The following is a 22,735-nucleotide window of genomic DNA, read 5'->3' as shown; positions in this document are numbered from 1 at the left end:
GGGCGTCATCTGTCCAGGATACTCAGCGCCGCGTCGACGAGATCGGCGCGCGCACCGTCGAGCCAGTGCACCCGGTGATCGCGTCGGAACCACGACCGCTGCCTGCGCACGTACCGCCGGGTGCCCAGGAAAGTAGCCTCCTGCGCCTGCCGGAAGCCTGGGTCGTCACCGGCGTCCAGGGCGGCCAGCACCTGGGCGTACCCGAGCGCACGGGCAGCCGTGACGCCGTCGCGCAGACCCCTGCCGATCAGGGCCTGCACCTCGGCCACCAGGCCCTCGGCGAACATGGCCTCGGTGCGCAACGTCAGTCTCTCGTCGAGAGCGCTTGTCTCCCAGTCCAAGCCGATGATCTCGGTGCCCCAGCGCGGGTTGCCGATGCGCGGCGCGGACGCCGCGAACGGCTCGCCCGTCAGCTCGACGACCTCCAGTGCCCGCACGATACGCCGCCCGTCGGTGTCCAGGATGGCCGCACCGGCGGCGGGGTCCAGCCAGCTGAGCTCGGCATGCAGCGCGGCGACGCCGACCTCGGCCAACCGGGCCTCCCAGCGCGCCCGCACGGCCGGATCGGTGGCAGGGAACGACCACTGGTCCAGCAACGACTGGATGTAGAGCATCGATCCGCCGACGATCACCGGGACGGCAGCTCGCGCCATGATCGCCTCGATATCGGCGGCCGCGCGTTGCTGATAGCGCGCCACCGAGGCGTTCTCGGTGACGTCGAGGACATCGAGCTGGTGGTGGACGATCCCCAGTCTCTGCTCGGGCGGCAGTTTGGCGGTGCCGATGTCCATACCGCGGTAGAGCTGCATGGCGTCGGCATTGACGATCTCACCGCCGAGTCGCTGCGCCAGCGCCAGCGCCAGCGCCGATTTACCGGTCCCGGTCGGCCCGATGACGGCGATGGGACGGATCGGCAGGCTCATACCTTCCACGCGCCCACGAAGTAGCCGACCCCGTAGGGCGCGCCGCGGTACAGCTCGGTCGCCGCGACCGGGGACGCCCCGACCAGGCCCGTGAGCACCCGGTAGGCGTGGCATCCCACCGCCGGGGCGGCCGCACGGTGCACCGCCGCGGCGTCCCCGGCGGCCAGCGCGTCGTCGAGAGCGCCCTGCGCGGGCACCGACTCCGGCTCGAATCCCCCCGGTGCGGACGCGGTCAGGGTGTTGGCGCCGTCGGCGACGACGAGGACCCCCACCGGATCGGCGGACGCGTCGAGCAGCGTGCGCAGCCGCCGACCCGCGTCGACGCCGTCGGCTCCGTAGAGGCGCACCTCGGCGGTGGCGGTCGGCGCCACCTGGGCGCGCACCCAACCGGTGATCAGCGCGGCCAGCGGAAGCTCGGTCACCGGGCCGTCGGCCTGCGGTGACAATGCCACCGGCACATCGGCCCCATATCCGGCGAACGTGCCGACGGCGTGCGAACCGATGATCGCCTCGGTGACACCGGATGCGATGGCCACCCAGCGCTCCGGCAGCTGAGCGGTCGCGGTCAGCACCGCCGCACGCAGATCGGCCACCTCGGCCGCGGCCGCTCCGGCCAACTCCGGCACCAGGATCGGCGCCGACGGGATCAATGCAATGGCCGCCAACACATCTTCACGCTATCGTCCCGCCGATACCTGCCCGTCGGCCCAGCCCGCCTCACCGCGCGCCAGCGCCGCGGTCGCCAGCACCATCACCGTCACGGCGGCCACCAGGGTGACCCAGCCCGCCTCACCCGGGCGCAGCGTCTCGCCGAGCACCACGACGCCGAGCGCGGAGGCCACCACCGGTTCGGTGACCGTCATCGTCGGCAGCGACGCAGTCAGGGCGCCGGCCCGGAAGGCCGCCTGCTGATAGGCGGTGCCGGCGACGGCGACCAGCGCCCAGGCGTAGAGCTCCGGGGTGCGCAGCAGGTCGGCGAGGCCGTCACCGAGCCGGTCGACCACGCCCTTGGTGAGGATGGCGAAAACACCCCACAGCGCGCCGGAGACGACGGACAGCAGGATCGCGCCGAGCGGCCGGCCCGCCCAGATCCGCGCGCCGATGATGCACAGCACCAGCACCGGGCCCAGGACGGCGCCGACGCCGAGCCACACCTCGGTACCGGCCCGGGCCTGCCCGGCCGTCGGGTTGCCGACCGTCACGATCACCGCCACCGACGCCGCCAGCAGCACCGCCCATGTCCATTCGAACCGGCTTACCCGGTGCCGGTTGGCCCGCGCGTTGAGCGGCAGGGCGAACAGCAGCGAGGTGACCAGCAGCGCCTGCACCAGCAGCACCGAACCCAAGCCCAGCGCGGCGGCCTGCAGACCGAAGCCCAGCGCGGACACCAGGCTGCCGATCCACCAGCCACGGTCGCGCAGCAGGCGCAGGAACAGCTGCAGGTGGCTGACATCCTCGTCGGTGACCTCATGCGCCGAGCGTTGGTGGATGACATCGCCGATGGCGATGAACGCGGCGGCGCCGAGCGCCAGCAGTGCGGCGATGTCCGCCTTGTCCAACGCGTCCTCCTGAAGGTTCGGGTCCTGAGGGTGCCGGTAAACACATGCCGATCGCAACCGCGGTTTCCGCCGACCTGCTTGAATAGCGGGCGGAAGCAATCCGGCGCCGCGTCGCGCGGCAGGTGCGTGGGTCAGACCACGCGGAGTGCGAGGAAGACTATGACAACCAGCGACTCAGGTTCGGGCGAGACCACCGCGGCATCGGCTCCGAAGCCCAAACCCATCCCCCGGCCCGGCCCGCGGCCCGCACCCCACCCCCGACCCGCGGCGGCGGCGCCTGCGCCGGCCGTGCCGGCGTCGGTCGACCCGCACCGGTTCGGCCGCGTCGAGGACGACGGCACCGTCGTGCTCATCACCTCGGCCGGCGAGCGGGTCATCGGGTCCTGGCAGGCCGGTGACGCCGAGGCCGCGTTCGCACACTTCGGGCGTCGCTATGACGACCTGAACACCGAGGTGGCGCTGCTGGAGACGCGGTTGGCCGCCGGCACCGGGGATGCCCGCAAGATCAAGTCTGCGGCCGCCGCGCTGCTGGAGACGCTGCCGACCGCGGCGGTACTCGGCGATGTGGACGCCGTGGCGGCCCGGTTGACCGGCATCGTCGAACACGCCGACGGGGCGGCCGCCGAGGAGCGCGCGCGTCGCGATGAGCACCGGGCCGCCCAGACCGCCCGCAAGGAGGCGCTGGCCGCCGAGGCCGAGGAGATCGCGAACGCGACCGGTCAGTGGAAGGCCGCCGGTGACCGGCTGCGCGCGATCCTGGACGAATGGCGCACCATCACCGGCCTGGACCGTAAGACCGATGACGCGCTGTGGAAGCGCTACTCGGCCGCGCGTGAGACGTTCAACCGCCGCCGCGGCTCGCACTTCGCCGAGCTGGACCGGGAACGGGTGGGTGCCCGGCAGGCCAAGGAAGCGCTGTGTGAGAGGGCCGAGGCGCTGCGCGACTCGACCGACTGGGCGGCGACCGCCGCGGTGTTCCGCGATCTGCTGAGTCAGTGGAAGGCGGCCGGCCGCGCGGCCAAGGATGTCGACGACGCACTGTGGGCGCGCTTCAAGGCGGCCCAGGACACCTTCTTCACCGCGCGCAATGCCGTCCACGCCGAACGCGACGCCGAGTTCACCGCCAACGCCGAGGCCAAGGAAAAGCTGCTGGCCGAGGCCGAGCGCATCGACATCTCCGATCCGAAGGCGGCACAGGCGGCGTTGCGCGCCATCGGCGACAAATGGGACGCCATCGGCAAGGCGCCCCGCGAGCGGTCGGCGGATCTGGAACGCCGGCTGCGCGCCGTGGAGAAGAAGGTCCGCGACGCCGGCACCGTCGACCACACCGACGCCGAGGCGCAGGCCCGCGCCGATCAGTTCCGTGAGCGTGCCGAGCAGTTCGAGCGCCAGGCCGAGAAGGCCGCGGCCGCCGGCAAGACCAAGGACGCCGAGAAGGCCCGCGCCAGTGCCGCGCAGTGGCGGGAGTGGGCGGAGACGGCGGCCGAGGCCGTCACCAAGAAGCGCTAGTCCTGATCGTCGTCGAGCAGCGTCTTGCGCTGCTGCTGCGCGATCGCCGCGCGGCGTTCCTCTTCGGCACTCAGATGCACCGCGGTTCGCGTCCACACCACCCGGGCCCAGTGGAAGGCCAGCACCAGCACCGCGATCCAGGCGATGATCAGCCCGAGCCCGGGTCCGGGCAGGTCACCGCCGGCGGTCTGTCGCGACCACACCGCCAGCATGCCGGCCGGGCAGGCCACCGCGGTGCCGGCCAGCGCGATCCAGGCCAGCGTCCAGCGCCGGGTCAACAGCGCCAGGATCGAGAAGCCGACACCGAACACCAGTGTCAGCCAGACGAATACGCGCGAGGGCAGCGACAGCCCGTCCGCGTGCGCGACATCGCTGCCGATCAGCACGTCCAGTCCGCGCGAGGAACCGGTGTGCGGCAGGATGAACGTCACCAGCAGGACGAAGACGCAGATCGCGACCACCAGCGCCCGTGCGCCCGGGTCGATCTCGGCGGCGACGCGACGTTCGGCGGCCTCCAGGTCATCCTTGAACTCTTCGAAGTCCGATGAATTCTTGTCACTCACAATGTGCATCCAGACGTCGAACATCCCGGGACGGATGTGGTGGCGACCGGCGGCGCGCCGATACCGGGCATCCCCAGCCCGACGCCGGTGACCGGGCGCCGACCGGCGGCGTGCGCGTCACCGGCACGTGTGCGGCGATGCGTCAGGACCGGGCCGTCGGCGACCAGGAAATGCGGGGCCGCACGGGTCACGGTGGTGGTGACGATGTCACCGGGGCGGATATCGGCGCCGGCGGCGTCGAAGTGCACCAGGCGGCCGTCGCGGGCGCGGCCGGACAGCCGGGCGGTGGCGGCGTCCTTGCGGCCTTCACCGGCGGCGACCAGCAATTCGACCTCGCGACCGACCTGGGCCTTGTTCTCGGCCCAGGAGATCTGCTCCTGCAGTTCGATGAGCCGCTGATAGCGTTCGCCGACAACCTCTTTGGGGAGTTGGTCAGCCAGCACCGCGGCCGGCGTGCCGGGCCGCTTGGAGTACTGGAAGGTGAACGCGCTGGCGAACCGAGCCTGGGCGACAACGTCGAGGGTGGCCTGGAAATCCTCTTCCGTCTCCCCCGGGAATCCGACGATGATGTCGGTGGTGATGGCGGCGTGCGGGATCGCGGTGCGGACGCGGTCGATGATGCCGAGGAACTTCTCGGCGCGGTAGGACCGGCGCATGGCCTTGAGGATGCGGTCCGAACCGGACTGCAGCGGCATGTGCAGCGTCGGGCAGACATTGGGCGTCGTCGCCATGGCCTCGATGACGTCGTCGGTGAATTCGGCCGGGTGCGGCGAGGTGAACCGCACCCGCTCCAGGCCGTCGATACCGCCGCAGGCGCGCAACAACTCGGCGAAGGCTCCCCGGTTACGCGGGATCTGCGGGTCGGCGAACGACACGCCGTAGGCGTTCACATTCTGTCCGAGCAGCGTGATCTCGAGCACACCCTGGTCGACCAGGGTGCTCACCTCGGCCAGGATATCGCCGGGCCTGCGGTCCACCTCCTTACCGCGAAGGGCGGGCACGATGCAGAACGTGCAGGTGTTGTTGCAGCCGACCGAGATGGAAACCCAAGCCGCATAAGCCGATTCGCGAGCCGCCGGCAGCGCCGACGGGAATTCCTGTAGCGCCTCGGCGATCTCGACCTGGGCAACGCGTTGATGACGGGCCCGCTCCAGCAGCACCGGTAGCGAACCGATGTTGTGTGTGCCGAACACCACGTCGACCCAGGGCGCCTTCTTCAGCACGGTGTCGCGGTCCTTCTGGGCCAGACATCCGCCGACGGCGATCTGCATGTCGGGATCGGACGCCTTACGCGGGGCGAGGTGGCTGAGGTTGCCGTAGAGCTTGTTGTCGGCGTTCTCCCGCACGGCGCAGGTGTTGAACACCACGATGTCGGCGTCGGTGCCGTCGGCGGCGCGGGCATAGCCTGCCGCTTCCAACAGCCCGGACAGTCGTTCCGAGTCGTGCACATTCATCTGGCACCCGTAGGTGCGGACTTGATAGGTGCGCACGGCGGCGTCGGCCGGGTGCGAACCCGCCGGTATGTCTGCAGCCACCATGGAAGTCACGACGTTCATGTTACGGGGGTGTCGATACGCCCCATCGGCAGCATTACCTGGGTAGGGTCTGAGCCCATGACCACCGCGGCTTCGGTCCCGATGATCTCGCTACAGGCTGTCAACAAGCATTTCGGCGATCTACACGTGCTCAAGGACATCAACCTCGATGTCCCGCGCGGGCAGGTCGTCGTGGTGCTCGGCCCGTCGGGTTCGGGCAAATCAACGTTGTGCCGCACCATCAACCGGCTCGAGCCGATCGATGACGGCACCATCTCCATCGACGGCGAGGTGCTGCCCGAGGAAGGCCGCAAGCTGGCCCATCTGCGCTCCGACGTCGGGATGGTGTTCCAGTCGTTCAACCTGTTCGCGCACAAGACGATCATCGAGAACGTCATGCTCGCGCCGGTCAAGGTGCGCAAGATGGGCAAGGACAAGGCCCGCGCCGAGGCGATGAAGCTGCTCGACCGGGTGGGCATCGCCAGTCAGGCCGAGAAGTACCCCGCGCAGCTGTCCGGTGGGCAGCAGCAGCGCGTGGCGATCGCCCGCTCGCTGGCGATGAGCCCGAAGGTGATGCTGTTCGACGAACCCACCAGCGCGCTCGATCCGGAGATGATCAAAGAGGTGCTGGCCGTCATGACCGACCTGGCGACCGAGGGCATGACGATGCTGGTGGTGACCCATGAGATGGGTTTCGCGCGGCGCGCCTCCCACCGCGTCGTGTTCATGGCCGACGGCGCGATCGTCGAAGACGCCGAGCCCGAAGAGTTCTTCGGCAATCCCAAGTCCGATCGTGCCAAGGACTTCCTCGGCAAGATTCTCAACCACTGAATCGAAGGAGCACGCAATGTCATTTCGCGTTCGGGCGGCGGCCGCCGCCGTCCTGGCCGCAGCGCTTCCGCTGACCCTGGCCGCCTGCGGTGGCGGGTCCGGTGGCGACGAGAACAAGGTCGTCATCGGCACCAAGTTCGATCAGCCCGGCCTGGGCCTGAAGAACCCCGACGGCACCATGAGCGGTTTCGATGTCGACGTGGCAACCTACGTCGCCGAGCAGCTGGGCTATACGCCCGAGCAGATCGAGTGGAAGGAATCGCCGTCGAGCCAGCGCGAGACGCTGATCCAGAACGGGCAGGTGGACTTCATCGTGGCCACCTACTCGATCACCGATGCGCGCAAGGAGAAGGTCAGCTTCGCCGGGCCGTACCTGATCACCGGTCAGAGCTTGCTGGTACGTGCCGACGACAACGAGATCGTCGGGGCCGAGTCGTTGGAGAACAACAAGAAGCTGTGCTCGGTGACGGGATCCACCCCGGCGCAGCGCATCAAGGACAAGTACCCGGGCGTGCAGTTGCAGCAGTACGACACCTACTCGGCGTGTGTCGAGGCGCTCAAGAGCGGTGCGATCGACGCGGTGACCACCGACGAGGTGATCCTGGCCGGCTACGCCGCCCAGGAGCCCGGCACCTTCAAGCTCGTCGGCGAACCGTTCTCCGAGGAGCGTTACGGGATCGGCCTGAAGAAGGACGACACCGAGATGCAGACCAAGATCAACGACGCGATCACCAAGATGGAGACCGACGGCGCGTGGGCCGCGGCCTTCGAGAAGAACCTCGGCCCGGCCGGTATCGCGACCCCCGAACCGCCCGCCGTCGACAAGTAGTCGCCGCGCGTGCAGGTTTTCAGCGAGTATCAGGACCGGATCTTCGCCGCGTTCCTGGTGACCATCGAACTCACGGTGTACTCCGGTATCGGTGCACTGGTGCTGGGCACCGTGCTGGCCGCCATGCGGCTGTCGCCGGTGCCGGTGATGCGGGGTGTGGGCACCACGTATGTGAACGTGGTGCGCAACACCCCGCTGACCCTGATCCTGGTGTTCTGCTCGCTGGGTCTGGCCAACACGCTGCACATCACGTTGACCGATCCGGAGTCGCCGACCTCCATCATCGACAGCAACTTCCGGTTGGCGGTGCTCGGTTTGACGGTCTACACCGCGGCGTTCGTCTGTGAGGCGATCCGTTCCGGGGTGAACACGGTGCCGATGGGTCAGGCCGAGGCGGCGCGTTCGCTCGGCCTGACCTTCACCCAGAATCTGCGGATCATCCTGCTGCCGCAGGCCTTCCGGGCGGTGATCATCCCGCTGGGTTCGGTGTTGATCGCGCTGACCAAGAACACCACCATCGCCTCGGCGATCGGGGTGGCCGAGGCGGCGCTGCTGATGAAGGAGATGGTGGAGAACACCTCGGCGCTGCTGGTGGTCGGCGGGATTTTCGCGATCGGGTTTGTGATCCTGACCCTGCCGATGGGTCTGTTCTTCGGTTGGTTGGGCAAACGTTGGGCGGTGCTTCGGTGATGAGCGCTTGCGCGAAGAACAGCGGGCACATGAGCGCTTGCGCGAAGAACAGAGGGCACATGAGCGCTTGCGCGAAGAACGGACAAATATGAGCGCGGGTTCGTCAGTTCTGTTCGATGCGCCGGGGCCCCGGGCGCGCAAGGTCAACATGGCGCTCGCGGTCGTCACGGTCGTGGTGTTCGCCGCGATCCTGGCCTGGGTGGCGTGGAAGTTCGCCGCCGCCGGTCAGTTCGACGCCGCCAAGTGGGAGCCGTTCTTCACCGGCAATCTGTGGACGACGTACGTGCTGCCCGGTATCGAGGGCACGCTGACCGCGGCGGCGGTGTCGATCGTGCTCGCCCTGGTGCTCGGCTGCCTGCTGGGTGTGGGGCGGTTGTCACCGGTGCGGGCGGTGAGCTGGACCTGCGGTGTCTTCGTGGAGTTCTTCCGCGCGGTGCCGGTGCTCATCATGATGCTGTTCTCTTACGCGCTCTTCGCGATGTACGGGGTGTTCGCCTCGGAGTATCTGGCGTTGGCCGGCGTCATCACCGGCCTGACGCTGTACAACTCGGCGGTGATCGCCGAGATCGTGCGTACCGGTGTGCACGCACTGCCGCGCGGGCAGGCCGAGGCCGCCTCCGCGCTGGGGATGACGTGGTCGCAGACGATGGCCAACGTGCAACTGCCACAGGCGATCACTTCGATGCTGCCGGTGCTGGTGTCGCAGATGGTGGTGGTGCTCAAGGACACCGCGATCGGGTATCAGATCACCTTCGTCGAGATGGTGCGTCAGGCGCAGAGCGTCGGATCGGCCTACGGCAACTACATTCCGGCACTCATGGTCATCGCGGCGTTGATGATCGGACTGAACTTCGCACTGTCGGCGTTCGCCACGCGGCTCGAGGCACGGCTGCGCCGATCGAAGAAGGGACCCGAACCGCTGGAGGCCAAGCCGTTGTCGCAGGACGGCTCAGCGCTCTGACGGTCGGCCCAGCGCCAGACCGGCGCAGGAGATGAACGCCGCACACACCATCACGATCCCCAACGGACCGGCCGTGTGTTCGCCGGCCAGGCTGACCAATGGCGATACCGCGGCGGCGAGCAGGAACTGGGTGGCTCCGAGCACGGCCGATGCGGTGCCGGCCGCGCGGGGTGCGGCCGACAGGGCCAGGGCCGTGGCGTTGCCGAAAACCAGGCCCATGCCCGCGACGGCGGTGAACAACGGCAGCGCCAGCCACCCGGCCGGGATGCCGGTCAGCGAGATGGTGAGCACGGCGATGCTGGACACCAGGATGAGCGCCAGCCCGGCGGCGGCCAGTGGCCGCGGGTCCACCCGCGCCGACAGCCGGGCGCTAAGCGCACTCATCAAGAGCAACCCGAAAGCGTTGACCCCGAACATCGCCCCGTACTGCGCCGACAACAGACCCATCATCGTCTGATAGACGAACGGTGAGGCCGAGATGTAGGCCATCATCACCGCGAACGCGAACCCGAAGGCCAGTAGGTTGCCGAGATAGACGCGTTGGCTCAGGTCGCGCAGAGGCGAACCGGCGGTGGCCCTGTCGGCCCGCAATGCACTGCGGCGCTGCGCAGTGTGGGTTTCGCGGATGACCGTCAGAGCGGCGATCAGCATCACCACGACCAACGCCAGGATGACCGCCAGGGCACCGCGCCAACCCACCGGGCCGACCAGGAAACCGCCGGCCAACGGTGCGGCGATCGGCGCGACACCGCCGACGATCATCATCAGGCTGAATGCGCGCGCGGCGGCGCGCCCGGATGCCAAGTCGGAGATGATGGCCCGACCGATCACCATGCCTGCCGCGCCGGTGAGACCCTGGGCGAAGCGGGCAACGATGAGCACCTCGACGGTCGGGGCAAGGGTGGCGACGAGGCTCGCCCCGACACAGACGACGGCGCCGATCAGCAGCGGCTTGACCCGGCCGAACCGGTCCGACAGCGGACCGAAGATCAACTGTCCACCGGCCAGTCCGAGCAGGAACGCCGTCAAGGTCAGCTGCACGTCGGTGGCCGTGGTCTGCAAGTCGGTGACCATCTGCGGGAAGGCCGGCAAGTAGAGGTCGGTGGCGAACGGCGCGACCGCCGACAACAGCGCGAGGGTGACCAGCAGTCCGGGTGTAATGCGCGGCGCGGTGCCGGTACGCGCCGGGGCGTCGACGGATGTCGTCATACAGCATCTCCAGACATAGTTATCATTTGATAGTTATATTTCTATAACTATCAGGTAGGGTGACATCCATGCAAGCTCGATCGCGTCACACTGAACGGTTGGCCGACCTCGCCGACCTGGTGCTAGCGGTATCGCGTGCCATCAAGGCCCGCACGGCGGCAGACCCGTCCGTGCTCGATCTGTCGGCCACCGAGGTGACGGTGCTGCGCTTCATCGACCATCACCCCGACTCCAGCCCGAGTGTGGTGGCCGCCGGAACCGGTCTGCAGCGCAGCAACATGAGCCGGGCACTGCGCGATCTGGAGGCCAAAGGTTTGGTGCGGCGCGCCACCGACCCGGCCGACAGTCGCCAATCACTGTTGCGGTCCACCGATCTTGCCGCGCAGAATCTGGCGCGCATCCGGGCAGTCTGGGCGTCGATCCTCGATGCGGCACTCGACGGCCGAGAGGATGTCGACGCGGCGATACGACTACTCGGCTCCGTGGAACGCGGTCTCTACTAGGAACTCTCGGGCCACGCCCGGAGCGACCGATCAGCGATGGCGTGCAGATCCTCGCCGGAGGCACCACTGCGCGCCTGCACCGCGATCCCCTGACACGTCGCGGCGATCCAGCGGGCCAATTCGACCGGGTCCTCGCCGGGAATCTCACCTGCCGCCTGCGCCTGCGCGAACCGTTCGGCGAGCACGGTGACGGCGGCCTCGCGCATCTCGGCGAGTTCACAGCCGCCCTGCACCAGCAGACAGCCGGCCGGGTGGCCGGGCCGGATCGTGGCATCGGCCGCCCCGTGCACCATCGCTCGCGCGACGTCGCGGGCAGTGGGCATCCGCAGCGCCGCGGCGGCGTAGTTGCCATAGCCGGCCACGTAGTGCTCGGCGGCGCGGCGGAACAGATCCTCCTTCGACCCGAACGCGGCATACAGGCTGCGCCGGTTGACGCCCGTGGCGTCGGTGAGATCGCTGACCGACACGCCGTCGAAGCCGTGTTCCCAGAACAGGCGCGTGGCGATGTCGAGCACCTGCTCGGGCCGGAACCCCCTGGGTCGACCGACCGCCATCTCGCCTCCCTATGTGATGTGGACCACACCCGGAATGATTATCGCACTGCGGTACTTGACCTGGACAGAATTAATAACCGATCGGTTCGAAAGAACCTTCCGACCCGGAGGACACCATGACCGACACCACCACACCGCTGGCCGGACGACGCGCGCTGGTCACCGGCGCGTCCCGCGGCATCGGCGCCGAGATCGTGCGGCGACTGGCCGCCGACGGTGCCTCGGTCGCGTTCACCTACAACTCCTCGCCGGCCCCGGCCGAGGAACTGGTCGCCGAACTGACCGACGCGGGCGCCAAGGTGGTGGCCATCCAGGCCGATGCCGCCGACGCCGAGGCGACGGCAGCGGCGGTCGACACCGCGGTGGCCGAACTCGGCGGCCTGGACATCCTGGTCAACAACGCCGGTGTCGCGTCCGGCGCGCTCATCGAGGACTTCACGCTCGACGAGTTCGACCGGATCGTGAACGTCAACGTGCGCGGGGTGTTCGTCGCCACCAAGGCCGCCGTACCGCATCTGGGAAAGGGCGGCCGCATCATCAACATCGGCAGTGTGAACGCCGAGAGTGTTCCGTTGCCCGCCTTCTCGGTCTACGCGCTGTCCAAGGCGGCCGTCGCCGGCTTCACCCGGGGCCTGGCCCGCGAACTGGGGCCGCGCGGTATCACCGTCAACAACATTCAGCCGGGGCCGATCGCCACCGACATGAATCCCGCCGAGGGTCCGCTGGCCGAGCAGATGACCCCGCTCCTGGCCGTCGGCCACTACGGCCAGACCGGTGATATCGCCAGTGCCGTGGCGTTCTTGGCCTCACCGGAAGCCGGCTACGTCACCGGCATCGCCCTGAACGTCGACGGCGGCTTCCTGATCTGAGGTCACACGGCGCGCCGCTCGCGCTCCTGCGCGAGCTGCGTGCTGACCACGTCGAAGGCCATGCCCTGGCTGTAACCGCGGCGGGCCAGCATGGCGACCAGCCGCCGCGTCACCTTCAGCTCGTCATCGAGCCGTTCGCGGCGCAGCTTGGCGGCCACCAGCTGCTCGGCCTGCACCCGCCACTCCCCCGCGTCGACGCTGTCGAGCGTCGATGCGATCAGCTCGGCGTCGACACCCTTGGTCCGCAGCTCGGCGGCCAAGGCGCGCTTGCCTTTTCCACTGTTGGTGCGGCGGCTGCGCACCCACTCCTGCGCGAAGGCTGCGTCATCGAGCAGTCCGACCTCGACGAGACGATCGAGCACCCGGACGCCGACATCCTCCGGATAGCCTCGCTTGGCCAATTGGGCTTCCAGTTCGGCGCGGGTACGGGCTCGAACGGTGAGCAGGCGCAGGCACACATCCCGCGCCTGCTCATCCCGTTTGGGTCCAGCCGGCTCAGAAGTCGACGGGGGCGGGGAGAACGTCATCATCGGTCAGCACGGCACCGATACCGAGCTTCTCCTTGATCTTCTTCTCGATCTCGTTGGCCACGTCGACGTTCTCCAGCAGGAACTTTCGGGCATTCTCCTTACCCTGGCCCAGCTGCTCGCCCTCATAGGTGAACCACGAGCCGGACTTGCGGATGAAGCCGTGCTCGACACCCATGTCGATCAGCGAGCCCTCGCGGCTGATGCCCTGGCCGTACAGGATGTCGAACTCGGCCTGCTTGAACGGCGGCGACACCTTGTTCTTGACAACCTTGACCCGGGTGCGGTTACCGACGGCGTCGGTTCCGTCCTTCAGCGTCTCGATACGACGCACGTCCAGGCGCACCGAGGCGTAGAACTTCAGCGCCTTACCACCGGTGGTGGTCTCGGGCGAGCCGAACATGACGCCGATCTTCTCGCGCAGCTGGTTGATGAAGATCGCGGTGGTGCCCGAGTTGTTCAGCGCACCGGTCATCTTGCGCAGCGCCTGGCTCATCAGGCGGGCCTGCAGGCCGACGTGGCTGTCACCCATCTCGCCCTCGATCTCGGCACGTGGCACCAGGGCCGCCACCGAGTCGATGACCAGGATGTCCAGCGCGCCCGAGCGCACCAGCATGTCGGCGATCTCCAAGGCCTGCTCACCGGTGTCGGGCTGGGACACCAGCAACGCATCGGTGTCCACGCCGAGCTTCTTGGCGTACTCCGGATCGAGCGCGTGCTCGGCGTCGATGAACGCCGCGATACCGCCGGCGGCCTGGGCGTTGGCCACGGCATGCAGTGCCACGGTGGTCTTACCCGAGGATTCCGGACCGTAGATCTCGATGACGCGGCCGCGCGGCAGACCGCCGATGCCCAGCGCCACGTCCAGGGAGATGGAGCCGGTGGGAATGACCGAGATCGGCTGGCGCACCTCTTCACCGAGGCGCATCACCGAGCCCTTGCCGTAGTTCTTCTCGATCTGGGCCATCGCCAGTTCGAGTGCTTTTTCGCGATCGGGAGCCTGTGGCGCCATGGGAGTACCTCTCCGGTAGTCGTGCGGTTGACCGGGGTTCCGGTCGGTTGGCTGTGAGACTAGAACGCACCACCGACAAGTGACCGCGGTCGAACGATCACCAGACTAACGAACAGGTGTTCGAAGGCAAGGAGACACGCCGCCGACGCGGCGGGCGAGACGAAAGCTCACCACTGATCGCGCGGCACCTCGAAGTCCGCACACAGCGCCCGCCACACGTCCCGGGGGTCCACACCGGCCTCGATGGCCTCGGCAGCGGTTCGCCCACCGAGTGCGCTGAGCACGTGGTCGACGAGCACCGATGCCCCGTAGGCGGCACCGAACTGACCGGTGACACGTTCGTTGAACTCGGTGAGACGCACGCCGCCAACCTACCGACTCGCCGCCAACACGTCATGGCACACCCGTACCGGATCGGCGATCCCGGCGGTGTGCTCGCCCGCCCGGCGCGCGGCGCCACGGTAGGCCGGATCGGCCAGCACGGTTGCCACCGCCGACGTCAGCGATTCGACCGTCAGCGGCCGAATCAACTGCCCGAGACCCTGGCGCACAACACGATTGGAGATCTCCCACTGATCCCCACCGCCGGGCACGGTCACCAGCGGCACTCCGTGCAGCAACGCCTTGGACACGATGCCGTGCCCACCTCCGCAGACCAGCACATCGGCATGCGCCAACAGTTCGTCCTGGCGCCCCAGCCCGACCACCGCCCACGGCGGGACATCCAGATCGTCTCCGTTGAGCCGCGATATCGCCACCCGCAGCCCCTCGGGCAGGCCGCGCCCGGGCCCGAGTCCGCTCAGCGCCAGTTCGGCCAGACCGGCGGCGCCGGTCACCGCGGTGGAGGGCGCAACCACGACCAGCGGGCCGTCCCCCGGCGGGGGGCTCAACACCGCATCGGTGGGCTCGAAGTGCAATGGGCCGACGATGACGGCCTCATCCGGCCAGTCCGGGCGGGGTACCTCGAGTGCGGGCAGCGTGGCGATCAGGCGCCGCAACGGGCCCGGATCGCGGGCGGGCAACCCGATATCCACCCGGGCCCGGGCCCGGTGCCGATGCCCGGCGCGGATGGAGCGCGCGGTCAGCGCCCGCATCACCGTGTCGCGCAGCCGGCCGCGCACCCCGACACCGGGTGCCAGCCCACTGCCCAGCGGCGGCAACCCCTTCGACGGCAGGTACAGCGGGTGCGGATTCAGCTCGATCCAGGGCAGTCCGATCAACTCGGCGGCCAACCCGCCACAGGCAGTGATCACATCCGAGACCACCAGATCGGGCGACAGGGAGCGCAGCCCGCTCTCGTTCAGCACGGCCATTCGTGCGGCCCGGCGGTGAATCTTGGCCCCGGCGTCGGCATCATCGTCATCGGCGTCGGGATCCAGCCCCGCCAACAACACGGCGTCGATCCCGGCCGCCCGCGCCACGTCCAGCCACTGCGCACCGGTGAACAGCGTCGCCGAATCCCCCGCGGTGGCGAACAGGCGGCACAGCGCGATGGCCGGGAACGCATGCCCGGGATCCGGTCCGGCCACAACAGCTACACGCACGCCGCCCACCCTGTCACATACCCTGAGGTACATGACCGACCAGGCAACACCTGCCAGCACCGAAGCCGCCAACATCGCGACGGTGGAGAAGTTCCTGTTCGCACTGCGCGGACCCGATCTCGACACGGCGGGCGCGCTGATCGACGAGAACATCGTCTACCAGAACGTCGGGTTCCCGACCGTGCGCGGCAGGCAGCGCACCATCAAGGTCTTCCGATCTCTGGATCGCCCGGCCTTCGGATTCGACGTCGCCATCCACCGCACCGCCGCCGACGGTGCCGTCGTACTCAACGAACGCACCGATGCGCTGATCCTGGGGCCCGTCCGTCTGCAGTTCTGGGTGTGCGGCGTCTTCGAGGTCCACGACGGCCGCATCACCCTGTGGCGGGATTACTTCGACATGTTCGACATGACGAAGGCACTGGTGCGCGGGGTGGCCGGCGCCGTCATTCCCGCGCTCCGCCCCAGACTCTGACGGGCCGTTTCACGCCCCGCGCAGCTGCCCCAGCTCGCTGTAGGCCTGCGCCCAGCCCTGCAACCGGTCGGTGGCATGGACCAGCTCGTCGCGGTAGCGCTGCCGCGCCATCGGCGAGTGCGACACCTGGCCGTTGTTGACCGATGACACCAATTGCGCTGCGGCAGTGACCATTTCGTCGTACTGACGGGCGCCGTGGGAAAGCTGGGCGGTGAACGACGCGATGGTCGGCGCCAGATGCGCGCGCGCCCGCGGCGATGCCGATGCGGCGCGCTCCATGGCCACCACCTCACTTGCGGTGGCGGCCATGGTGACCGCCGTCTGCCCGGCGGCCTCGGCGATCTCGCGCAATTCCTGCTCGGGCAGCATCCGTCCACGTTGCAACACGCCGAGCAGTGAGTACAACCCCCGTTCCGAGGACGCCAGGTCGGCCATCGGCTTGCGGGCCGCCGAACCGAACGGCGGCATCCGCCGGGCCGTCGGACCGGCCGGCAGTGGCTCGGCCTTGAGCCACCGGTAGCGCAGGAACAGCAGCGTGGCCGGGAACGCGGCCCCCGCGGCGATCACGCCGGTGACGATCAACGCCCACACCGGGGTACTCCACGACGCCAGCACCGCGGTGACCAGGATCCAGAACGCACTGCTGACCGCGAAGAACAAGCCGAGCCGCAGCGCCCAGCGCCGTTTACGCAGCAGCTTGGCGCGCGGATCGGACATGGCGGCGAGCTTGCTCGCGAGCAGACCGGAGAACTCGGCCGCGGTGTCGATACCGCCCTGCAGTCCGCGTTCGGCGATACTGCGCCAACCGCGCGGCCGTCCTGCTCTAGAGCTCAGCGCCATGTCTCATTCCTATTGCGAGAGTGGGTTTTCCGGTGCCGCAGCCGGCGGGTTGGCGGCCGGGGTGGTCGGCGTCGCCGGAGTGGACTGCGGGGTGGACGCGCCGCCGGAGGGCAATGCCTCACCACGCATCGAGGCGCGGATCTGCTCCAGCCGGGAGTGCCCGGCCATCTGCACGCTGGCCTGCTGAACCTCCATCATGCGGCCCTGCACCGAGTTCTGGGCCAGTTCGGTGGCGCCCATCGCGTTGGCGTAGCGGCGCTCGATCTTCTCCCGGACCTCGTCGAGATTCGGGGTCGTGCCGGGCGCAGAGATCTCGCTCATCGAGCGCAGCGAGGCGCTGACCTGCTCCTGCATCTTGGCCTGCTCCAGCTGGCTCAGCAGCTTGGTGCGCTCGGCGATCTTCTGCTGCAGGACCATCGCGTTCTGCTCGACGGCCTTCTTGGCCTGGCCGGCGGCCTGCAGCGACTGATCGTGCAGGGCCTTGAGGTCCTCGACGCTCTGCTCGGCGGTCACCAACTGAGCGGCGAACGCCTCGGCGGCGTTGGTGTACTCGGTGGCCTTCGCGGCGTCACCGGCAGCGGTGGCCTGGTCGGCCAAGGTCAGCGCCTGCCGCACGTTGGCCTGCAGCTTCTCGATATCCGCGAGCTGACGATTCAGCCGCATCTCCAGCTGGCGCTGGTTTCCGATGACCTGCGCGGCCTGCTGGGTCAGGGCCTGGTGCTGGCGCTGAGCGTCCTCGATCGCCTGCTGGATCTGCACCTTGGGATCGGCGTACTCGTCGACCTTGGAGCTGAACAGCGCCATGAGGTACTTCCACGCCTTGACGAACGGATTGGCCATGGGTTCATTCCGCCTTCGTATGTTCGGGTTCTTCGGGTGCCAACCTATCGTTTAGGGACCGGGTCAGGCCACCGCCATGGACACCGCCTGCGGGATCACGACCTTGGTGCTGGCATCGATACCCGTGACGCTGGGCGCCGCCAGTTCTTCCTGTCGGGCCAGCTGCTCACCGGCATCGAAGAGCACCCGCGACATCGGGATGTCCAGGGCGTCGCAGATGGCGCTCAGCAGCTCGCTGGAGGCCTCCTTGCGGCCGCGCTCGACCTCGGACAGATATCCCAGGCTCACGCGCGCCGCGTCGGACACCTCCCGCAGGGTGCGCCCCTGCTCGGTCCGGGCGCCACGCAGGACGTCGCCGATCACCTCACGTAGCAGTGTCGTCATACAAGGGTCAACGCCGCGGACGGCTCGGGGGTTCCCGCGGCGCTCAGGTCGCCGGCCGGGCCCGTGAATCCCGCACGGCCGAAATCACATAGTCGATGCCGGTCAGCACCGTCAGCAGCACGGCCAGCCACATGATGGCGGTGGCCGTCCACAGCCACAGCCCCGAGATCGGAAGGATGAACAATCCGATCGCGACGGCCTGGACCAGCGTTTTCACCTTGCCACCGCGACTCGCCGGGATGACGCCGTGGCGCAGCACCGCCAGTCGTAGCACGGTGACGCCGATCTCACGGACCATGATGACGATGGTGATCCACCATGGCAGATCGCCCAGCATCGACAACCCGATCAGAGCCGAACCGATCAGCAGCTTGTCGGCGATGGGATCGGCCAGTTTGCCGAATTCGGTGACCATCCCGTAGGCCCGGGCCAGCGCCCCGTCGAGGTGATCGGTGATGACCGCCGTCGTGAAGACGACGAAAGCAATTGTCCGCCAGAAGGTCTCATGGCCGTCACCGACGAACAGCGCGGCCAGGAACACCGGGACGAGGATGAACCGGACCCCGGTCAGCAGGTTGGCGACGTTGGCTACCGACGCACGGGGCACCACGGGATCGGTATCTGGTTGGCCCGGCACCGCAACAGAATATCGGTTGCCGTTGCCGATACTCTCGCTGCTGTGAACCAGGACGTCGATCCGCCGGCCGAAGCCGTCACCGTGCGCCGGGCCAGGACGTCGGATGTGCCGGCCATCAAGGAACTCGTCGACATCTACGCCGGCAAGATCTTGTTGGAGAAGAACCTGGTCAACCTCTACGAGGCGGTGCAGGAGTTCTGGGTCGGTGAGATCGCCGGAGAGATCGTCGGATGCGGCGCGCTGCACGTGCTGTGGGCCGATCTCGGCGAGGTGCGCACGGTCGCCGTGCACCCCAAGGTGCGGGGTAAGGGCGTCGGGCATCGGGTGGTCTCCCAGCTGCTCGACGTCGCACGCGAGTTGCACCTGCAGCGCATCTTCGTGCTGACCTTCGAGACCGACTTCTTCGGGCGGCACGGGTTCACCGAGATCGCGGGCACCCCGGTGACCGCCGAGGTCTATGAGGAGATGTGCCGCTCCTTCGACACCGGCATGGCCGAGTTCCTCGACCTGTCCTATGTGAAGCCCAACATCCTGGGCAACACCAGGATGTTGCTCACCCTCTAGAAATCGTCCTCGTCGGCTGAGTCTTCTGCGCCGTTGGCGTCCGAGCCACCGCGGATCAGCGCCAGCGTTCCGGCCAGCTCATCCGGCTTGACCAGCACCTCGCGCGCCTTGGATCCCTCGGACGGGCCGACGATGTTGCGGGTCTCCATCAGGTCCATCAGTCGCCCGGCCTTGGCGAAGCCCACCCGCAGCTTGCGCTGCAGCATCGAGGTCGAGCCGAACTGGCTGGACACCACCAATTCCACGGCCTGCAGGAAGACGTCCATGTCGTCGCCGATGTCGGGGTCGACATCGGACCGGTCACCGTTGGGTTTGGCCGCGGTGACGCCGTCGACGAACTCCGGCTCGGCCTGGGCCTTGGTGGCCTCGACGACGGCGTGGATCTCCTCGTCGCTGATGAAGGCGCCCTGCATACGGATCGGCTTGTTCGCACCCATCGGCAGGAACAACCCGTCACCCATACCGATCAGCTTCTCCGCCCCCGGCTGGTCCAGGATGACGCGGCTGTCGGTCAGCGAGGACGTCGCGAAGGCCAACCGCGAGGGCACGTTGGTCTTGATCAGACCGGTCACCACATCGACCGACGGGCGCTGGGTGGCCAGTACCAGGTGGATACCGGCGGCACGGGCCTTCTGCGTGATGCGCACGATCGCGTCCTCGACATCACGCGGGGCGGTCATCATCAGGTCGGCGAGCTCGTCGACGATGGCCAGGATGTAGGGGTAGGGCTTGTAGACCCGCTCGCTACCCAGCGGTGTGGTGATCTCGCCGGAGCGCACCTTCTCGTTGAACACGTCGATATGGCGCACCCGGGAGGCCTGCATGTCCTGATAACGCTGTTCCATCTCTTCGACCAACCAGGCCAGCGCGGCGGCGGCCTTCTTGGGTTGGGTGATGATCGGCGTGATCAGGTGCGGAATGCCTTCGTACGGCGTCAGTTCCACCATCTTGGGGTCGATCAGGATCATCCTGACCTCCTCCGGGGTGGCGCGAGCCAGCAGCGAGACCAGCATCGAGTTGACGAAGCTGGACTTACCCGAGCCGGTCGAGCCGGCCACCAGTAGATGCGGCATCTTGGCCAGGTTCGCCGAGATGAAATCGCCCTCGATGTCCTTGCCCAGGCCGATCACCAGCGGATGGTGGTCGCGGCGGGTCGACGGCGCCGTCAGCACATCGGAGAGCCGCACCATTTCGCGGTCGGTGTTGGGCACCTCGATGCCCACGGCCGACTTGCCCGGGATCGGCGCCAGCATGCGCACGCTCTCGGTCGCCACCGCATAGGCGATATTGCGGTGCAGCGCAGTGATCTTCTCGACCTTGACACCAGGCCCGAGTTCGACCTCGTAGCGGGTGACCGTCGGACCGCGGGTGCAGCCGGTGACCGCGGCGTCCACCTTGAACTGTTGCAGCACCGAGGTGATGGCATCTTCCATCTGATCGTTGGCCGCGGTCCGCAGCTTGGGCGGATCCCCGGCGATCAGCAGATCCAGCGACGGCAGGGTGTAGGGACCCTCGACCACCCGGTCCACGACCATGGTGTCGTCGACCTTCTTGGGCTTCTTGGGTTCGACCTTGGGCTTGCGCGGTTTGACCGCGACCGGCTCGGGAACCGTTGGGGCCTCGGCCGGTTCGGGCAGCGGATAGTTCTCCATCGGCGTGCCGCCGGGCAGTTCGGCGGTCGGCCACTGCGCAGCGTCGCCGTAGTCCTCGTCGTAATAGCCGTCGGAGAAGTCCTCGGTGACGGCGTCGGTGTCGTCGTCGTAGTCGTCACGCTCGTCGTAGTCGTCGTAATCGTCCTCGTACCCACGGGTGCTGAACATGTCGCGCAATGTCGCGGGCAGTTCGCGGATGGTGGTGCCGGTCAGCAGCAACAGACCGAAGAGCACACCGATCACCAGTAGCGGTGTCGCGATCCACACCGTCAGACCATCCGAGAGCGGGCCGCCGATGACGAAACCGACGAAGCCGGCCGCCGCGCGGCGCTCCATCGGGTCCAGCGGCGCGCCGGACCAGATGTGCCACAACCCCAGAACCGGCAGCGCGACCATCGCCGAGCCGAGGATGAGGCGCGGGCGGGCGTCGAGATCGGGTTCGGTGCGCATCAGCACGATGGCGATGACGCCGACGATCACCGGCACCAGGACCACGGCGCCGCCGATGATGGTGCGCAGCACCGCGTCGATCCAGCCGCCGACCGGTCGGGCCGCGTCGAACCAGGAACTCGCGGCAACGACGACGGCGATACCCAGCAGTGCCAGCGCTATTCCGTCGCGGCGGTGGCCGGGCTCGAGATCGCGGGCCCGCCCGACGGAGCGGGCGGTGGAGCCCGCACCCTTGGCAACCATCAGCCAGCCGGCCCGGGTGCCGCGGCCGACGGCCGCGCCGGCGGCGGCGAAACGGGACGGTGAGCGACGCGGCGCGGGCTTGCGGCGCGGTGTCGTCGGGCGCTTCACCGGCTTGGTTGCTGCCCGCGACTTGGCGCCCGAACGGCTCTTTGACGTGCTCGAACGGGCTCCGGACCGGGCGGCGGTCTTGTTGGCCATGGGGGTCAGCCTAGTCGCAGCCGCCACTTTTTCACCATCTGCCACACGTGTCACAAATCGGTCTCGAAACCGGGCGCGGAGCCCTACGGTGCCCGAGTGAGCACTCCGAGCAAGGTCCGTTGTGCCGTATATGCCGCAATCGCGCTGATCGCGCTGGTCGCGACCTGGAGCCAGAACATCGCCTACCTGGACTCCGGCGTCGCGTTCCTGCCGGATTTCGCCGCGGATCTGATGGCCAGCGCGGCGAGTCGGTCGTTCACCGCCGACCTACTGCTCTTGGCGCTGGCCGTCGCGGTCCTCATGCTGACCGAGGCCCGCAGACACAGTGTGCGGTACGTGTGGTTCTACATCGGCGGCGGCATGCTCATCGCCATCAGCGTGACGTTCCCGCTGTTTCTGATCGCCCGCGAGGTCGCGATTGCCACGGCATCGAAAGCCGATGTGCTGTGACCGCCACCACGCGTTCTGGTTAAGCTAGACACCTGTCCGATTCCTACCCACCGAGGAGCGTTGCGTGCCCGTTGTCGTCGTCGCCACCATGACCGCCAAGCCCGAATCCGTGGATATCGTCCGTACCGCGTGCACCGATGCCATCGCCGAAGTCCACGCCGAGCCGGGCTGCGAGCTGTACTCCCTGCATGAGGCAAACGGCACCTTCGTGTTCATCGAGCAGTGGGCCGACGAGGACGCGCTGAAGACGCACAGCACCGCCCCGGCCGTCGGCAAGCTGTTCGGAACGGTCGGCGAGCATCTCGACGGCGCACCGGATATCAAGATGCTGGCACCGGTGGTGGCCGGCGATCCCGCCAAGGGCCGGCTGCGCGGATAGGCGTC

27 protein-coding genes are annotated in these 22,735 nt (G+C 68.2%); 11 read left to right on the top strand and 16 right to left on the bottom strand.

What is annotated here, in order from left to right:
- Nucleotides 1-5 precede the first annotated feature (5 nt).
- From miaA to ACWDUN_RS03510, 3 genes are read right to left on the bottom strand one after another with little or no spacing between them, the layout of a single operon-like run.
- Entirely contained in the window at nucleotides 6-911 is a 906-nt protein-coding gene (gene miaA, locus ACWDUN_RS03520) for a tRNA (adenosine(37)-N6)-dimethylallyltransferase MiaA (RefSeq protein WP_449926227.1), read from the bottom strand.
- Between the two features lie 8 nt (nucleotides 912-919).
- On the bottom strand, nucleotides 920-1,591 hold the full coding sequence (locus ACWDUN_RS03515; protein WP_449924613.1) for a hypothetical protein: 672 nt from the start codon (nucleotides 1,589-1,591) through the stop codon (nucleotides 920-922).
- Nucleotides 1,592-1,600: 9 nt separating this feature from the next.
- Nucleotides 1,601-2,482: a DMT family transporter gene (locus ACWDUN_RS03510; protein ID WP_449924610.1), complete on the bottom strand. Its 882-nt coding sequence runs from the start codon at nucleotides 2,480-2,482 to the stop codon at nucleotides 1,601-1,603.
- A 159-nt stretch (nucleotides 2,483-2,641) separates the two neighbouring features.
- Here ACWDUN_RS03510 and ACWDUN_RS03505 point away from each other — a divergent pair, with 159 nt between their 5' ends.
- Nucleotides 2,642-3,991, top strand: a complete 1,350-nt coding sequence (locus ACWDUN_RS03505; RefSeq protein ID WP_449924608.1) for a DUF349 domain-containing protein — start codon at nucleotides 2,642-2,644, stop codon at nucleotides 3,989-3,991.
- On the opposite strand, the gene ACWDUN_RS03500 is transcribed toward ACWDUN_RS03505, so the two are convergent.
- Together ACWDUN_RS03500 and miaB are read right to left on the bottom strand one after the other, a co-directional pair.
- Entirely contained in the window at nucleotides 3,988-4,563 is a 576-nt protein-coding gene (locus tag ACWDUN_RS03500) for an Rv2732c family membrane protein (RefSeq protein ID WP_449924605.1), read from the bottom strand. The genes ACWDUN_RS03505 and ACWDUN_RS03500 overlap by 4 nt on opposite strands.
- A complete protein-coding gene (gene miaB, locus ACWDUN_RS03495) occupies nucleotides 4,551-6,092 on the bottom strand; it encodes a tRNA (N6-isopentenyl adenosine(37)-C2)-methylthiotransferase MiaB (protein ID WP_449926224.1) in 1,542 nt (513 codons plus the stop codon). The genes ACWDUN_RS03500 and miaB overlap by 13 nt, the downstream gene beginning before the upstream one ends.
- Nucleotides 6,093-6,191: 99 nt before the next feature.
- Between miaB and ACWDUN_RS03490 the strand changes: the two genes are divergently transcribed.
- The 4 genes from ACWDUN_RS03490 to ACWDUN_RS03475 all read left to right on the top strand — a co-directional run bounded on the left by ACWDUN_RS03490 (nucleotide 6,192) and on the right by ACWDUN_RS03475 (nucleotide 9,400).
- Nucleotides 6,192-6,920 (top strand): amino acid ABC transporter ATP-binding protein, encoded by a 729-nt coding sequence (locus ACWDUN_RS03490; RefSeq protein ID WP_449926221.1) that lies wholly within the window; start codon nucleotides 6,192-6,194, stop codon nucleotides 6,918-6,920.
- A gap of 16 nt (nucleotides 6,921-6,936) precedes the next feature.
- A complete protein-coding gene (locus tag ACWDUN_RS03485; protein WP_449924603.1) occupies nucleotides 6,937-7,749 on the top strand; it encodes a glutamate ABC transporter substrate-binding protein in 813 nt (270 codons plus the stop codon).
- A gap of 9 nt (nucleotides 7,750-7,758) precedes the next feature.
- Nucleotides 7,759-8,439, top strand: coding sequence for an amino acid ABC transporter permease (locus tag ACWDUN_RS03480; RefSeq protein ID WP_449924600.1), 681 nt, complete (start codon nucleotides 7,759-7,761; stop codon nucleotides 8,437-8,439).
- A gap of 88 nt (nucleotides 8,440-8,527) precedes the next feature.
- Complete coding sequence (locus ACWDUN_RS03475; RefSeq protein ID WP_449924598.1) at nucleotides 8,528-9,400, top strand: amino acid ABC transporter permease; 873 nt, start codon at nucleotides 8,528-8,530, stop codon at nucleotides 9,398-9,400.
- On the opposite strand, the gene ACWDUN_RS03470 is transcribed toward ACWDUN_RS03475, so the two are convergent.
- A complete protein-coding gene (locus ACWDUN_RS03470) occupies nucleotides 9,389-10,609 on the bottom strand; it encodes a multidrug effflux MFS transporter (protein WP_449924595.1) in 1,221 nt (406 codons plus the stop codon). The genes ACWDUN_RS03475 and ACWDUN_RS03470 overlap by 12 nt on opposite strands.
- 98 nt (nucleotides 10,610-10,707) lie before the next feature.
- On the opposite strand from ACWDUN_RS03470, the gene ACWDUN_RS03465 reads away from it, so the two are divergent.
- Nucleotides 10,708-11,112, top strand: coding sequence for a MarR family winged helix-turn-helix transcriptional regulator (locus ACWDUN_RS03465; RefSeq protein WP_449924593.1), 405 nt, complete (start codon nucleotides 10,708-10,710; stop codon nucleotides 11,110-11,112).
- On the opposite strand, the gene ACWDUN_RS03460 is transcribed toward ACWDUN_RS03465, so the two are convergent.
- A complete protein-coding gene (locus tag ACWDUN_RS03460; protein WP_449924591.1) occupies nucleotides 11,109-11,666 on the bottom strand; it encodes a TetR/AcrR family transcriptional regulator in 558 nt (185 codons plus the stop codon). The genes ACWDUN_RS03465 and ACWDUN_RS03460 overlap by 4 nt on opposite strands.
- Nucleotides 11,667-11,782: 116 nt before the next feature.
- On the opposite strand from ACWDUN_RS03460, the gene ACWDUN_RS03455 reads away from it, so the two are divergent.
- A complete protein-coding gene (locus ACWDUN_RS03455) occupies nucleotides 11,783-12,535 on the top strand; it encodes a 3-oxoacyl-ACP reductase family protein (RefSeq protein WP_449924588.1) in 753 nt (250 codons plus the stop codon).
- A 2-nt stretch (nucleotides 12,536-12,537) separates the two neighbouring features.
- On the opposite strand, the gene recX is transcribed toward ACWDUN_RS03455, so the two are convergent.
- The 4 genes from recX to ACWDUN_RS03435 all read right to left on the bottom strand — a co-directional run bounded on the left by recX (nucleotide 12,538) and on the right by ACWDUN_RS03435 (nucleotide 15,618).
- A complete protein-coding gene (gene recX / locus ACWDUN_RS03450) occupies nucleotides 12,538-13,062 on the bottom strand; it encodes a recombination regulator RecX (protein ID WP_449924585.1) in 525 nt (174 codons plus the stop codon).
- Nucleotides 13,031-14,074 carry a recombinase RecA gene (gene recA / locus ACWDUN_RS03445; protein WP_083059726.1) on the bottom strand — a complete coding sequence of 348 codons (1,044 nt, stop codon included), beginning with the start codon at nucleotides 14,072-14,074 and terminating at the stop codon, nucleotides 13,031-13,033. The genes recX and recA overlap by 32 nt, the downstream gene beginning before the upstream one ends.
- Before the next feature lie 167 nt (nucleotides 14,075-14,241).
- Nucleotides 14,242-14,436 (bottom strand): DUF3046 domain-containing protein, encoded by a 195-nt coding sequence (locus ACWDUN_RS03440; RefSeq protein WP_449924582.1) that lies wholly within the window; start codon nucleotides 14,434-14,436, stop codon nucleotides 14,242-14,244.
- A gap of 9 nt (nucleotides 14,437-14,445) precedes the next feature.
- Nucleotides 14,446-15,618, bottom strand: a complete 1,173-nt coding sequence (locus tag ACWDUN_RS03435) for a glycosyltransferase (protein ID WP_449924580.1) — start codon at nucleotides 15,616-15,618, stop codon at nucleotides 14,446-14,448.
- Between the two features lie 31 nt (nucleotides 15,619-15,649).
- Here ACWDUN_RS03435 and ACWDUN_RS03430 point away from each other — a divergent pair, with 31 nt between their 5' ends.
- Nucleotides 15,650-16,093 carry a limonene-1,2-epoxide hydrolase family protein gene (locus ACWDUN_RS03430; protein ID WP_449924577.1) on the top strand — a complete coding sequence of 148 codons (444 nt, stop codon included), beginning with the start codon at nucleotides 15,650-15,652 and terminating at the stop codon, nucleotides 16,091-16,093.
- Nucleotides 16,094-16,102: 9 nt separating this feature from the next.
- On the opposite strand, the gene pspM is transcribed toward ACWDUN_RS03430, so the two are convergent.
- The 4 genes from pspM to pgsA all read right to left on the bottom strand — a co-directional run bounded on the left by pspM (nucleotide 16,103) and on the right by pgsA (nucleotide 18,794).
- Nucleotides 16,103-16,927, bottom strand: a complete 825-nt coding sequence (gene pspM / locus ACWDUN_RS03425; RefSeq protein ID WP_449926218.1) for a phage shock envelope stress response protein PspM — start codon at nucleotides 16,925-16,927, stop codon at nucleotides 16,103-16,105.
- 15 nt (nucleotides 16,928-16,942) lie between these two features.
- Nucleotides 16,943-17,773 (bottom strand): phage shock protein PspA, encoded by an 831-nt coding sequence (gene pspA, locus ACWDUN_RS03420; RefSeq protein WP_449924574.1) that lies wholly within the window; start codon nucleotides 17,771-17,773, stop codon nucleotides 16,943-16,945.
- A gap of 63 nt (nucleotides 17,774-17,836) precedes the next feature.
- Nucleotides 17,837-18,157 (bottom strand): transcriptional regulator ClgR, encoded by a 321-nt coding sequence (gene clgR, locus ACWDUN_RS03415; protein ID WP_449924571.1) that lies wholly within the window; start codon nucleotides 18,155-18,157, stop codon nucleotides 17,837-17,839.
- 43 nt (nucleotides 18,158-18,200) lie between these two features.
- Nucleotides 18,201-18,794 carry a CDP-diacylglycerol--glycerol-3-phosphate 3-phosphatidyltransferase gene (gene pgsA / locus ACWDUN_RS03410; RefSeq protein ID WP_449924568.1) on the bottom strand — a complete coding sequence of 198 codons (594 nt, stop codon included), beginning with the start codon at nucleotides 18,792-18,794 and terminating at the stop codon, nucleotides 18,201-18,203.
- A gap of 81 nt (nucleotides 18,795-18,875) precedes the next feature.
- On the opposite strand from pgsA, the gene ACWDUN_RS03405 reads away from it, so the two are divergent.
- Complete coding sequence (locus tag ACWDUN_RS03405) at nucleotides 18,876-19,358, top strand: amino-acid N-acetyltransferase (protein WP_449926215.1); 483 nt, start codon at nucleotides 18,876-18,878, stop codon at nucleotides 19,356-19,358.
- Here the strand turns inward: ACWDUN_RS03405 and ACWDUN_RS03400 are convergent.
- Nucleotides 19,355-21,901, bottom strand: a complete 2,547-nt coding sequence (locus tag ACWDUN_RS03400; RefSeq protein WP_449924565.1) for a DNA translocase FtsK — start codon at nucleotides 21,899-21,901, stop codon at nucleotides 19,355-19,357. The two genes, ACWDUN_RS03405 and ACWDUN_RS03400, sit on opposite strands and share 4 nt — an antisense overlap.
- Before the next feature lie 96 nt (nucleotides 21,902-21,997).
- Between ACWDUN_RS03400 and ACWDUN_RS03395 the strand changes: the two genes are divergently transcribed.
- Both ACWDUN_RS03395 and ACWDUN_RS03390 read left to right on the top strand, forming a co-directional pair.
- Entirely contained in the window at nucleotides 21,998-22,351 is a 354-nt protein-coding gene (locus tag ACWDUN_RS03395; RefSeq protein ID WP_449924562.1) for a DUF2834 domain-containing protein, read from the top strand.
- Nucleotides 22,352-22,415: 64 nt separating this feature from the next.
- On the top strand, nucleotides 22,416-22,730 hold the full coding sequence (locus tag ACWDUN_RS03390) for a putative quinol monooxygenase (RefSeq protein ID WP_449924560.1): 315 nt from the start codon (nucleotides 22,416-22,418) through the stop codon (nucleotides 22,728-22,730).
- Nucleotides 22,731-22,735 lie beyond the last annotated feature (5 nt).

It is taken from the genome of Mycobacterium sp. NPDC003323, assembly GCF_053589535.1.
Note: the sequence above shows the minus strand (reverse complement) of the source record. Positions and strands in the feature narration are given on the sequence as shown.